The organism is Mesorhizobium sp. M1409 (assembly GCF_040317535.1).
Taxonomy (GTDB): Bacteria; Pseudomonadota; Alphaproteobacteria; order Rhizobiales; family Rhizobiaceae; genus Mesorhizobium.
The window spans coordinates 1-13,136 of record NZ_JAMYKV010000090.1 but is presented as its reverse complement, the minus strand read 5'-3'; the positions used below and the strand labels follow the sequence as shown (position 1 = coordinate 13,136).

The window sequence follows — 13,136 nt, the reverse complement described above, 5'->3', positions numbered from 1 at the left end:
TCCCCATAGCCATCGACTGTGGCCCGCGGGTTCCTTCCTCGGGGACTTTCGTACGCCTGCCGGCGCCCGAAACTCTTCACGGAAGCGGACTTGCGGCTTGGAGGCCTGGAATGTGAGAAGCGGACGTTCAGGCGCCCCCATCGACGCGATCTGACCCATCTCGGAAGTCGGGCCGGATAGACTCCAGGCCAGATTACCAATACATTCCCAGATGCCGGGCTTTCTGAAAGTCTTCAACCCACATGGCCGAGATTCGAACCCAACGCCGCCTTGCCGCGATTCTGGCTGCTGATGTCGTTGGCTTTTCGCGCCTCATGGAGCACGACGAGGCTGGCACACTGGCCGCTCTCAAAGCGCGGCGGCGCGATGTTCTGGTTCCAGTGGTTGCCCAGCACCACGGCCGCGTGGTCAAGGTGATGGGCGACGGTGTGCTGGTGGAATTTGGCAGTGCGGTTGATGCCGTCCAATGCGCCGTCGAATTACAAAAGGGTTTTACCGGGGCCAACGAGAGCGTGGCGGAGGCCTACCGCATCGTCCTGCGTATCGGCATCAATCTGGGCGACGTCATCGTCGAGGGCAGCGATCTCTATGGCGACGGTGTCAACGTGGCAGCCCGGCTGGAGGGTCTGGCCGAGCCCGGCGGCATCTACGTCTCCGCCACCGTGCACGATCATGTCACCGGCAAGCTGACATTGGCGTTCGACGATCTCGGCGAGCACGCGCTCAAGAATATCGCAAAGCCGGTGCAGGTTTACCGCGCCGGAACAGGCGGGACCGGCAAAAGCGCGGTGCCTCAACTCCCGGATAAACCCTCGATCGCGGTTCTGCCCTTTGTCAACATGAGCGGCGATCCCGAGCAGGAGTACTTTTCCGACGGCATCACCGAGGACATTATCACCGACCTTTCGAAGGTGTCCGGACTCTCCGTCGTCGCGCGCAATACCGTCTTTACCTTCAAGGGCAAGGCGGTATTAATCGAGGAAGTGGCGAAGAAGCTGAATGTCGCCTACGTCCTGGAGGGAAGTGTACGCAAGGCTGGAGGACGGGTGCGCATCACGGCTCAGCTAATCAATGGTCGTGGCGGTGACCATATTTGGGCCGAGCGATATGACCGGACGCTGGACGATATCTTCAAACTGCAGGACGATATTTCCAAGACCATAGTCGATGTCCTCAAAGTGAAGCTGTTGCCCGAAGAACTGGAGACTATTACAAACCGCTCGACCGACAACCCAGAGGCTTACGAGACGCTGTTGATGGGCAGGTCGTTCCTCAACAGGGGAGTCGAGACCAAGTTTATCAAAACAGCGCAGCGACTGTTTGCTAGAGCCGTTGAAATTGACCCAAATTATGCGCGCGCTTATGCCGCTTTGGCTGATTGTGAGTGGCTTCTGTTGACTTGCAACGATCCCGACGCCTGCTTCGAGGCAGTCCTTTCCAACAGCACACGGGCGCTGGAACTTGAGCCAGGTCTCGCCGACGCCCACGCATCACGTGGCGGGGCCTTGTTCGTAAATGGCCGGTATGCCGAGGCGGAAGTGGAGTTCGAGCGAGCTTTAGAGTTAGACGCCAGTTCTTCCGATACCTATTTCTCTTACGGCCGGAATTGTTTCATTCAAGGTCAATACGAGAAAGCTGCCGGTCTGTACCAGCGTGCCGTATCGTTGTCACCCGATGACTATCGGGTCTGGATCAATCTAGTGATGGTCTATGTTTCACTTGGCCGCAGCGACGACGCCAAGGAAGCAGCAAGGCAAGGTGTGCTGCGAGTGGAAAAGGAAGTCAAAGCGCATCCCGACAATGCCACCGCGCTATGTTACGGGGCCACAATGCTGGCGGAGATTGGCGAGATTGAACGCGCGCTGTCGTGGGCCTCCCGTGCTGAAATGTTCGCCGGAGACAACATTGCGGTTCAGTACAACATGGGCTGTTTTTATGCGAAGCTGGGCAAGACGGAGCAGGCTATCGATTGCCTGGAACGTCAGCTAACTGCATCACATGCCTACCTCATTTTGCGCATGCCTTGGATGCGTCAGGATAGCGACCTCGACTCGCTCCGCGCTCAGCCCCGTTATGTCGCGCTTGTCAATCGGATGGGGGCCCAAATAGCCGCGACTGGAGCTCGAATATCAGCAGGCCACGAGGAGAGTGAAGCAATGACCCTGAATATTATGCCCAGAAAATGAGTTGGTTGAAGGCAGGTCCGTTCCTGGCGCAACTACGCCCTCAAGCGCGGTCGCCGGTAATGTCCGCTGTAAGGCGGTGGCACAACTAACTTTAACGGCCGACATGGGGCGCATAGCCGCCACCGCGCATCATCGGGACAGGCCGCCGCTTCAAAGCTTCGACGCCACCCTTCACCCATAACACCCGCGCTCCACCGCCAGCCGCCGCACCAGTGCCAGCACGGCGTCGATGGTCGGCGTCGGCTGACCCGTCAGCCGGCCAAGTTCCTGCACCGCGCTCACCAGCGCGTCGATCTCCATCGGCCGGCCGCGCTCCAGGTCCTGCAGCATCGAGGTCTTGTGCTCGCCGACATCGCCGGCGCCCTTGATGCGCCGGTCGACCGCTATGGGAAAACGCACGCCGAGGCTTTCGCCGATCGCCTGCGCCTCCAGCATCATGGTGCGGGCGAGCGTGCGGGTGCCTTCGTCGGCGACGATTCCCGCAAGCGTGCTGCCGGTCAGCGCCGAGATCGGGTTGAAGGAGAGATTGCCCCACAGCTTCACCCAGATTTCGCCGCGTATGTCGTCGCGCACCGGCGCCTGCAAGCCGGCCTTGACCATTTCCTCGGCCAGAAGCGTCACCCGCTCGCTGCGCTCGCCGGAGGGTTCGCCGAGCGAGAAACGCTTGCCCTCGACATGGCGAATGAGGCCGGGGGCGTCCACTTCGACGGCGGGATAGACGACCGAGCCGATGACGCGCTCCGGCCCGATCCGCCGCCAGATCGTGCCGCCGGGATCGACCGCGTTCAGCCTGGTGCCTTCGAGCAGCCCGCTGACGCCATGGAAATACCACCACGGCACGCCGTTCTGCATGGTGACGACGGATGTGTGTTCCCCAAGCAGCGGCGCGATCTGGTCAAGCGCTGAGGTGAGGGAGTGCGCCTTCAGCGCCAGCACGACATAGTCCTGAACGCCAAGTTCCTCGGCCTTGGCGGCGGCGCGGACGGGGACCGAAATTTCCTCGCCATCCTCGATCAGGCGCAGGCCGTTTGCCTCGATCGCTTCCAGATGGGCGCCGCGCGCGACGATCGAAAGATCGGTCCGCCCAGTGATGGCGAGCCTGGCCGCGAGATAGCCGCCGATCGCGCCGGCGCCGAAGATGGTGACCTTCATCGTCAAAGTCCGAGTTTGGCGGCAAGGCCGATGCGCTGCAATTTGCCGGTCGCGCCCTTGGGGATCTCGTCCAGGATCAGGATCTTGCGCGGCACCTTGAAGTCGGCAAGCCGCGTCGCGGCATAGAGGCGGATGTCGCCCTCGGTGGCACTGATGCCGTCGCGCAGCACAACCGCCGCCGCCACCTCCTCGCCAAGCTTGTCATGCGGCATGGCGAAGGTGACCACCTGCGCCACCGCCGGATGATCCATCAGCACATCGTCGACCTCGAGCGGCGAGATTTTCTCGCCGCCGCGGTTGATGATCTCCTTGAGCCGCCCGGTGACGCGCAAATATCCGTCCTCGTCCAGCACGCCCTGGTCGCCGGTGTGGAACCAGCCATGCGCGAAGGCCGTGGCGTTGGCATCCGGGTTCTTCTCATAGCCCGCCGTGACGTTGGGCCCGCGAATGACGATCTCGCCGGTCTCGCCGGCTTTGAGCAGTCGCCCGTCGGGCGCCATCACCGCCACTGCCGGACCGGCGGAGGCACCGACGCTGCCCGGCTTGCGCTGGCCCGGCGGCAGCCGGTTCGACGCCATCTGGTGCGCGGCCTCGGTCATCCCGTAGGATTCGATCACCGGACAGCCGAAGGTCGCCTCCAGCTCGGCCATCACTTGCGCCGGCAGCGACGCCGAGGACGAACGGATGAAACGCAGCCGCGCAGCCGCCAGCACCTCGGTGTTGCGTGCCGCCCGGGGCAGGATCGCCTGGTGCATGGTCGGCACCGCCGTGTACCAGCTTGGTCGTGCCTCGCTCAGCCACTGGAAGAAGCGCAGCGCGTTGAAGCCGGGCGTGCAAAAGATGCTGCCGCCCGATGCCAGCGACGACAGCACGGCCGCGATCAGGCCGTGAATGTGGAACAGCGGCATGATGTTGAGGCAACGGTCATTGGCCGTCAGGCCAAGTGTGCCGCCGATATGGGCGGCCGAGGCCGCGATGTTGGCATGGCTGAGCGGCACCAGTTTTGGCCGCGATGTCGTGCCGGACGTGTGCAGCAACAGCGCGATGTCATCATCCCGCGCCATGTCAGGCACTGCCGGCGGTGCGACCGCCGCGCCCTCGATCGTGAAGCTGCCGGCGGGTGTGTCGGGCTGCACGACAAGCCGCAGCACGCCGATGCCGAGGCGTTCGGCCACCGTCACCGCCGGTCCGGTCTCGCCCTCCGCGACAAGGATCGCCCTGGCGCCGATGTCGGTCAGGTAGAAGTCGAGCTCGTCGGCCCGGTAGGCGGGATTGAGCGGCGCCGTCGAGGCGGCGGCCGCCACGGCGACGAAGGCGGAGGCCATTTCGGGCCCGTTCGGCAGCACGATCGCCACCCTGTCGCCCCGGCCGATGCCGCGCGCATGCAGCTGATTTGCCGTGTCGGCGATCAGGCCGCGCAATCCGCCATGGGTGAGCGTCGCCCTGTCGGGTGCCAGGATCGCCGCCGCGTCGTCGGCACCGGCGGCGAGACGGCGGGAGAGGTCTGTATGGGTTTCAGTTTGGGTCATGATCACCGGCTATGTTTCAAGTGTCCTGCATGCGATTTCGGCCCGAAGATAGTCGCTTCGGAACAATTGTCGACGTTGGCGCCGCCCCTCATCCGCCTGCCGGCACCTTCTCCCCGTATAGTGACGGGGAGAAGAGGAAGCCGCACCCTAGGGGCATTTCTTGCAACGCTGGCGATTGGCGAGACCATCGATGAAAGCGTCTTTCTCCCCGTCACTATACGGGGAGAAATGCCCGGCAGGGCAATGAGGGGCGGCGCCAACGCTCGTTGTGGCAACTGCCGCCTTCTCCAGGCCGCCACGATTGTTCCGCTCAGTCTCAATATCCAAGCGCCAAACCATCCTTGCGCGGATCGGAGGCGCCGGTCAGCGTCCCCTTCTCCCAGTCGATCAGCACCACCTGTCCGCCGCCAAGCGGGTGATGCGGCTCGGTGATGCGGTGGCCGCGCCGGCGCAGGCCCTCGATCGCCTCGGCGGGGACGCCGCGCTCGGCCTCCACGGTATCATCGTTGTAGAACACCCTTGGCGCGTCCAGCGCCTGCTGCGGGTCCATGCCGAAATCGAGCATGTTGGTGAGCAGGTGGACATGTCCGAACGGCTGGTAGCCGCCGCCCATGACGCCGAACGGCATCACGGCGCGGCCGTTCTTCGTCGCCATGCCCGGCATGATCGTGTGCATCGGCCGCTTGCCGGGCGCGATCGCGTTCGGGTGCGCCGGGTCGAGGCGGAAGCTGGAGCCACGGTTCTGCAGCACGATGCCGGTCTTCGGGCCGACGACGCCGCTGCCGAACGAATAGTACGTCGAGTTGATGAACGAGACCGCGTTGCGGTCGCGGTCGACGATGGAGATGTAGACCGTGTCGCTGCCGGGCAATTCCACGCGCGGCAGGTGCGTCATGGCGCGGTCGCGGTCGATCCCGGCGCGCAGCCGGTCGGCATAGGCGCCTGACAAAAGCTGCTTCACCGGCACCGGCACATGGTCCTGGTCGCCGACGAAGCGATCACGGTCGCGGTAAGCCAGACGTCCGGCTTCGATTTCCAGATGCAGGCGTTCGGCGCCATTGGGATCGAGCCCGCCAAGCTTGAAGCCCGATAGCACGTTCAGCATCAAAAGCGCCGTCAGCCCCTGATTGTTCGGCGGCATCTGGTGAATCTCGTGGCCGCCATAGGAGGTGCTGACCGGCGCCACATAGTCGCCTCGGGTGGCGGCGAAATCCTCGGTCGAATGAAGCCCGCCCAATTCGTTGAGCCGGCGCACTATATCGTCGGCGACGGCGCCTTCGTAGAATCCGGCACGGCCTTGCCTGGCGATGATGCGCAAGGTGGCCGCCAGTTCGGGCTGGCGGTGGACATCGCCGGCCTTCGGCGCCTTGCCGCCAGGCAGGAAGATGCGCGCGGCATGCTCGTCGGCCGACAGGTCGGTCTCCGGCTCGGCCCAGTCGAAGGCGACACGGTCATGCACGACATAGCCGTTTTCGGCATAATGGATGGCCGGCGCCAGCGCTTCGGCAAGGCCCTTGCGGCCATGATCCTCCAGCAGGCGGCTCCAGGCATCGACGGCGCCCGGCACGGTGACCGCGTGCGGTCCCTGCAGCGGGATGCGGTCGAAGCCTTTTTCCAGATACCAGTCGACCGTCGCCTTGGCCGGCGCCCGACCGGAGCCGTTGAAGGCCAGCACATTGCCTTGTCCCGCCGGGCAGTAAAGCACGAAGCAGTCCCCGCCGACGCCGGTCGACTGCGGTTCGACCACCGCCTGCACCGCGGCGGCGCAGACCGCTGCATCCATGGCATTGCCGCCGGAGCGCAGCATCTCGATGGCCGCAAGGGTCGCAAGCGGATGCGACGTCGCGGCAACCGCTTGCGTGGCACGAACCGGCGAGCGGCCGGGAAACTGGAAATCACGCATTCTGTCTGGATATCCCCTGGTCACTTCTGCGAATGGGTCACTTGAAATCAATGCCGCCGGCCGAAGATCTGCGCAACCGACAACAGCGCGACCGAGAGCACGATCAGGCAGGTCGAGATGGCGGCGATCGTCGGGTCGATCTGGTCGCGCAGCGCGTTGAACATGCGGCGCGTCAATGTCGTGGTCTCGCCGCCCGATATGAACAGCGAAACCACCACTTCGTCGAAGGAGGTGATGAAGGCAAACAGCGCGCCCGAGACGATCGAGAAGCGGATCTGCGGCATCGTCACCTGCCAGAAGGCGGCGACACGTCCGGCGCCGAGGCTGCGCGCCACCCGCTCCTGGTTCATGTCGTAGGAGCGCAGCCCCGACAGCACCGTCAGCACCACCAGCGGCAAGGCCTGCACCGTGTGCGCAATGACCAGCCCGGTCAGTGTGTTGTTGAGCCCGATCCGCGCATAGAGGAAGAAGGTGCCGATGCCGATCAGGATCACCGGGACGATCAGCGACGCGGTCAGCAGCGCGTTGATGGTGCCGTTGAAGCGCAGCGTGCCCCGGTTGATGGCATAGGCAGCCGCGGTGCCGAACGGGGTAGCGACGAGCACGGTCATGACAGCCACCTTGACCGAGACGATCGTGGCGTCGCGCCACTCCAGCGAGCCGAAATAGGTCTGGTACCAGCGCAGCGACCATTGCCGCGGCGGGAATTGCAGCAGCGTCGAATCCGAAAACGACATGAAGACGATGATGATCGACGGCGCGATCAGGAACAACAGCACGAGGCCGCCGAGGCAGTAGAGCCACAGGCGTTGCCGGTGCGAGATCGGCAGGCCGACATCCGCACTCATGGCGAACTCCACACACCTGTGGCGCGCGCGCCGAGCAGCCACTGGAACAGGCCAAGAAGCGCCAGCGTGACCACAAGCAGCACCACGCCAAGTGCGGCACCCGCGCCCCAGTTGGAGTAGAGGCTGGTGGTCTGTTCCATGCGCATGGCCCACATGATCACCTTGCCGCCACCCATCAGCGCCGGGGTGACGAAGAAGCCCAGGCACAGCACGAAGACGATGACCACGCCCGAGGCAAGGCCGGGCAGCGACAGCGGAAAGAAGATCTGCCGGAAGTTGGCGGCCGGGCCGGCGCCGAGGTTCATGCCGGCGCGCAGGCAGTCGGTGTCGATTGTCTTCATCGAGGCGTAGAGCGGCAGCACCAGGAACGGCAGCAGGATATGCGTCATGCCGATGACCACGCCCGACAGATTGTTGGCGAGCGATAGCGGCTGGCTGATCACGCCGAGCTCGATCAGCCAGCTGTTGATCAGGCCCTTGCGCTGCAGGATCACCAGCCAGGCATAGGTGCGCACCAGCACCGATGTCCAGAACGGCAGGATGACGAAGATCAGGCAGATCGACGCCGCCCGGCGCGGCAGTTGCGACAGCATGTAGGTCAGGGGGTAGCCGAGCAGGACGCAGGCGCCGGTGACGATGAAGGCGACCTTGAAGGTGGTGACGAAGGTCCTGATGTAGGAGGCCTGTTCGAAGAAGCGCCCATAGTTGGCGGCGCTGAGGGCGCCGGCCTCGTCGAACAGCGACAGCCAGAACAGCCAGCCGATCGGCACGATGATGATGGCAAAGACCAGGAACAGGCTCGGCGCCAGCAGCGCCAGCAGCCGCATCGATTCACGCCGCGCATCGGTGCGCAGCGCCTGCGCGTTCAAGTCCCGGCCTGCATGGCCGCCAGTCTCTTCCATGAGGGCGGACTGCGCGCTCATCAATCCGCCGCCACCAGGATCGTGTCCTGCGCATCGAGGCCGAGCCTGACCGGCTGGCCGGGAGCCGGCATTTTCGCCAGCACATCGCTGCGGCAATAGTCGCGCAATGTCAGCTGGCGGCCATCGCGCAGCAGTGCGTAGCAGACGAAACTGTCGCCTTGGTAGATGATGTCGCTGAACGTCGCGTCGAGCACGTTGATACCGCTCGCCGGTTCGACGTTTGCCAGCAGTCGCAGCTTTTCCGGCCGCACCACCATCAGGTGCTGGCCAGCCGCCGGCACTGGTGCTGCCGTGTGGATTCTCCGGTCCTCGTACCAGACCGACCCATCGCGGCACTCGACCGGGATGAAGTTCGATTCGCCGATGAAGCCGGCTACAAATCGCGTTTGCGGCATGGCGTAGAGAGTTTCGGGCTTGTCGAGCTGTTCGATGCGCCCGGCGTTCATGACGGCAATGCGATCCGACATGGTGATCGCTTCGCGCTGGTCATGCGTGACGTAGATCGTGGTCATGCCAAGCCGCCGGTGCAGGCTGCGCAGTTCGATCTGCATATGCTCGCGCAGGCCCTTGTCCAATGCCGACAGCGGCTCGTCCATCAGCACGATGCGCGGTTTGAAGACGATGGCGCGCGCCAGCGCCACACGCTGGCGCTGGCCGCCGGAGAGCTGGTCGACCCGACGCTCGCCCAGGCCCTGCAACTTCACCAGCTCGAGCGCCTTTTCGACGCGCTCGGCCGTCTCGGCGGCGGCGACGCCGCGCTGCTTCAGCGGAAAGGCGATGTTGCGGAAGACGTTCATATGCGGAAACAGCGCATAGTTCTGGAACACCATGCCGATGTTGCGCTTGTGCGGCGGCGTGGTGATGATCTCATCGTCGCCGACCCTGATCGAGCCGGCATTGGCCCGCACGAAGCCGGCCAGGATCATCAGCAGCGTCGTCTTTCCGGATCCGGAAGGCCCGAGCAGCGTCAGGAATTCGCCGGCCTCGACATCGAGGTTCAGGTCGCGCAGCACCGGCACGCTGCCAAATCGTTTCTCGATCCGGCGCATGCTGATCGGCAGCGCGGATGGCGCAATGGACAAGATCATCGTCTCCTAGAGGCTGAGGCGGCGCAAGCAGGGCGAGGCGCCGCCCTGCCGTGGTTTGGGTTGCGGCCGCGGCCTATTGCTGGATCAGATTGTTGAACTTTTCCGTCGCCTCGACCAGATTGTCACGCCAGAACTCGGGGTCCTGCAGCGCCTGCTTCTTGACGTTTTCGGGCGCCGAATTGATGTCCTTGATCCTCTCCTGCGGGATCTTCCCGGTCTCGAAAGCCTTCTCGTTGACCGGCCCATTGTCGACATAGAGCGGCAGATTGGCCTGCAGCTGCGGGCTCACGAACATCGCCAGCGCCTTCATCGCCGCTTCCTTGTTCTTGGCGCCCTTGGGGATGACCATGCAGTCGGCGGTCAGAACACCCTGGTCGAAGGAGAAGCTGACCGGCGCGCCTTCCTTCTTCAAGGTGCCGGCGCGGCCATTCCAGATGCTCGCCATATCGACTTCGCCGTCCTTCACCAGCTGCATGGCCTGGGCGCCGGAGGTCCACCATGCATCGACGTGACCACGGACCTTGTCGACGGATTTCAAAGCGCCGTCGATGTCGACCGGATAGACCTTATCGATCGGAATGCCCTCGGCCAGTGCCGCGACGCTCAGCGTTTCCGTCGCCTGGCTGCCGCTCAGCGCGCGCCGCCCCGGGAATTTTTCCACGTTCCAGAAATCGGCCCATGTCTTCGGCCCTTTGTCGCCGAAGACATCGGTCCGGTAGATCAGCACGACCGACGTGTAGGAAATGCCGACCCAGTCATCATGGACCAGCTTCGGGTTGATGCCGCTCTTGTCGATGATGCCGTAGTCGAGCTTCTCGAACAGCCCTTCCTTCGAGCCGCGCGCGCATTCGTCGGCGCCGAGCTCCGTAATGTCCCACTTCACCGCATTGCCGGTCACCTGCAGCCGCACGTCGTCGAGGCCGTTGGTGGTGTCTTCCTTGATGGTGATGCCGAGCGCATCGGCGGTCGGCTTGAAGAACGCCTTGGTCTGCGCTTCCTGGTAAGTGCCGCCCCATGAGGCGACGGTGATGGTGTCGCCCGCCATGGCGGGGGCCGCGAGCGAGGCCATGAGGCCGGCCATCGCGACAACGCTAACGCTTCTGGTCCTGTTCATTTTCGGCTCTCCAACCGGTGTTCCCATTGTTTTTGATTTCGCATGCTATTTTGTATACAATTTTGAGTGTAGCTTAGCGATCGATGTTGTCAACACCGCCGGCGCGATCGAATTTTACGCGCTTCGTGCCGGACAAGATGGAGAGGGATGGCTTCGCCGAGGGCGTGGCAAATTACGCCGACTGCGACTACAGCTATCGTGTTCCGGCTGAAAGGCCGGAGAACTGGGAATGGAACCTTGGCCAAGGAAACGAAAAATACGCTGCGCGACTCGGTCTACTCCTCGCTCAAGGCGATGATCGTGACCGGCCAGATTCCGCCGGGCTCGCGCGTCACCGAAAACGACATCGCGGTGAAGCTGAATGTCAGCCGCACCCCGGTGCGCGAAGCCTTCAACCGCCTCGAGCGCGACGGCCTGGTCACCGGCCGGCCGCGCCAGGGCTATGTCGTCACCGAGTTTGACATCAACATGTTCCGCGAGGCCTTCGAGATCCGCGAGCTGCTCGACGGCCACGCGACCGAGTTGGCGGCGGCTGCGGCGACGGAAGCGGACAAGGCGCGGCTGCGCGCCATGCTGGCCGAATGCGAGCGGCTCGCCGCCATTCCCGAGCGCACCAACAGGGAAAAATTCCAGGAACTGGAAGTCGGCATCGACCTGCATCGCGTCATCGCCGAAATCAGCGGCAATGTCATGCTGCACGGCATGCTGTGCGGCATCCTCGACAAGTGCCAGCACTATGTCTGGACCGAACTCCTGTGGTTGGACGAATGGAAGATCGCCCGTGACGAGCACGCCGAAATCGTCGACGCCATCTGTGCCGGCGACGCCCGCCGCGCCGGCACGCTGGCCCGCGCCCATGTGCGGGGATCACGTGACAATGTGCTGCGCCTGCTGCAGGCCAAGTCGGACTATCGCAATTTTCTCGCCAAGGCCTCGTGAGGAACCACCTGGACGCTACCGATGCGCGCCGCGAGCCCGAGCCGTTGCCTCAGCCGGGAGATTCGAAGGGCATCATAGTCATGGAATGATCAGTGTGTGGTGGGATCGATCCGGCGAAGGCGTGAGCGCGCTTCAGCCACTTTTTTTTGCTCGGATCTGATCCGGCAGCACAGGGCAAGGCTGATGCCGACGCCGCGCTCCTCGTCCAGCATCTCATTTGCTCGCGTGAGAAAGAGTTCCGCGCGCTTGACGCGCTGCCTGGCCCTCGCCAGCTCCATTTCCAGATGGTCGTGCATTGTTCCGCACCCGTAAGATTTGCGGTCCCTTCAGGGGGAAAACCGCTGCTGAGCGGTTTGGTTCCCGCTGATTGGCCGAAGGCACCAGCGCCGACCGACGTTCAGCCCTTGCGCTCCTGAAGGCTGTTGCCGCCATCGACCACCAGCAGGGCGCCGTTGACATAGCTGGCGCCTTCCGACGCCAGGAACACCACCGCCGCGGCCACCTCGTCCGGCCGCCCGGCCCGCGCCGGCGGCGTATGCAGGGCAGCTTGCCGCTCCATCTCGCTCGACGACCCCGTTTCGATCCAGCCGGGAGCAACGGCATTGGCCGTGATGCCGCTCTTCGCCACTTCGAGTGCCAACGCGCGAGTCAGGCCGACCATGCCGGCCTTGGCGGCGGAATAGGCTGATGTGCCTTCGAAAGACACCAGCGGTCCGGTGACCGACGCCACATTGACGATGCGCCCATGGCCCGCTTCGACCATCGCCGGCAGAAAGGCCTTCGTGACGAGGAATGCGGTCTTCAGGCTGACGTCGATCCCCTGATCCCAGTCGGCCTCGGTCATCGCGAGAAACGCCTTGTCGACCGAGGGCGATGCCAGTGAGCCCATGCCGGCATTGTTGACCAGAATATCGACCGCGCCGACATCCGCCCGCAGCCCCGCGACGTCCGATGCGGCCGTGAGATCGGCGATTGCGGCAGTGGCATCGATGCCTTCGGCACAAAGTTCGGCGGCGCGATCGAGCACCCGCGCGCTGGCGCCGGTGAGGAAGACGGCATGGCCGGCGCGGCCGAGCTGCCGGGCAATGGCGAACCCGATGCCGTCGGCGGCGCCGGCCCCGGTGATAAGTGCGCGCCGGATGCTGGTAGGAGACATGGTCAAATCAGGCTCCGCGGGCTTCCGCCTGTCCCAAGAAATCGGACAGTAGCGGTCGCAATCAACGAACCATAATCCATGGATGATTTTGGTTCGCCCGAAAGGATGAAACTGGGCACTCGTATGTTATTGTTTGTACTATGTAGTTTTTGTGATCGCGGGCCGGCATTGGGTCAAGGTGTCCAAAGCTCGCGGGAGGGAGCGGCAGACACTGGCCGGAGAACGAACCCGCTGCGCGGGAGGGGCGCCTGCGGTTGAGGTAGAGATCAAGAACCGGTCGTCGCGCTCGCGTTGAGCG

The 13,136-nt window shown here is 63.9% G+C and carries 11 protein-coding genes; 2 read left to right on the top strand and 9 right to left on the bottom strand.

The window, feature by feature from the left end:
• The first annotated feature begins 242 nt into the window (after positions 1–242).
• A complete protein-coding gene (locus NKG99_RS34115) occupies positions 243–2,186 on the top strand; it encodes an adenylate/guanylate cyclase domain-containing protein (RefSeq protein WP_352873780.1) in 1,944 nt (647 codons plus the stop codon).
• Positions 2,187–2,357: 171 nt separating this feature from the next.
• Here NKG99_RS34115 and NKG99_RS34110 read toward each other — a convergent pair whose 3' ends face one another.
• The 7 genes from NKG99_RS34110 to NKG99_RS34080 form a co-directional block, all read right to left on the bottom strand.
• Positions 2,358–3,338 (bottom strand): 2-dehydropantoate 2-reductase, encoded by a 981-nt coding sequence (locus tag NKG99_RS34110; protein WP_352873779.1) that lies wholly within the window; start codon positions 3,336–3,338, stop codon positions 2,358–2,360.
• Between the two features lie 2 nt (positions 3,339–3,340).
• Positions 3,341–4,867 carry an acyl--CoA ligase gene (locus NKG99_RS34105; RefSeq protein ID WP_352873778.1) on the bottom strand — a complete coding sequence of 509 codons (1,527 nt, stop codon included), beginning with the start codon at positions 4,865–4,867 and terminating at the stop codon, positions 3,341–3,343.
• 316 nt (positions 4,868–5,183) lie between these two features.
• Positions 5,184–6,770, bottom strand: coding sequence for a gamma-glutamyltransferase (ggt, locus tag NKG99_RS34100; RefSeq protein WP_352873777.1), 1,587 nt, complete (start codon positions 6,768–6,770; stop codon positions 5,184–5,186).
• A gap of 47 nt (positions 6,771–6,817) precedes the next feature.
• Positions 6,818–7,618, bottom strand: a complete 801-nt coding sequence (locus tag NKG99_RS34095) for an ABC transporter permease (RefSeq protein WP_352873775.1) — start codon at positions 7,616–7,618, stop codon at positions 6,818–6,820.
• Positions 7,615–8,541, bottom strand: a complete 927-nt coding sequence (locus NKG99_RS34090) for an ABC transporter permease (RefSeq protein WP_352873773.1) — start codon at positions 8,539–8,541, stop codon at positions 7,615–7,617. The genes NKG99_RS34095 and NKG99_RS34090 overlap by 4 nt, the downstream gene beginning before the upstream one ends.
• Positions 8,541–9,623, bottom strand: a complete 1,083-nt coding sequence (locus tag NKG99_RS34085; RefSeq protein ID WP_352873782.1) for an ABC transporter ATP-binding protein — start codon at positions 9,621–9,623, stop codon at positions 8,541–8,543. Before NKG99_RS34085 ends, NKG99_RS34090 begins: the two co-directional genes overlap by 1 nt.
• A gap of 79 nt (positions 9,624–9,702) precedes the next feature.
• On the bottom strand, positions 9,703–10,743 hold the full coding sequence (locus NKG99_RS34080) for an ABC transporter substrate-binding protein (protein WP_352873772.1): 1,041 nt from the start codon (positions 10,741–10,743) through the stop codon (positions 9,703–9,705).
• Between the two features lie 237 nt (positions 10,744–10,980).
• On the opposite strand from NKG99_RS34080, the gene NKG99_RS34075 reads away from it, so the two are divergent.
• Positions 10,981–11,682, top strand: coding sequence for a GntR family transcriptional regulator (locus tag NKG99_RS34075; RefSeq protein ID WP_352873770.1), 702 nt, complete (start codon positions 10,981–10,983; stop codon positions 11,680–11,682).
• 89 nt (positions 11,683–11,771) lie between these two features.
• Here the strand turns inward: NKG99_RS34075 and NKG99_RS34070 are convergent, their stop codons facing one another.
• On the bottom strand, positions 11,772–11,978 hold the full coding sequence (locus tag NKG99_RS34070) for a hypothetical protein (protein WP_352873769.1): 207 nt from the start codon (positions 11,976–11,978) through the stop codon (positions 11,772–11,774).
• Positions 11,979–12,079: 101 nt separating this feature from the next.
• On the bottom strand, positions 12,080–12,838 hold the full coding sequence (locus NKG99_RS34065) for an SDR family NAD(P)-dependent oxidoreductase (protein WP_352873767.1): 759 nt from the start codon (positions 12,836–12,838) through the stop codon (positions 12,080–12,082).
• Between the last annotated feature and the right edge of the window lie 298 nt (positions 12,839–13,136).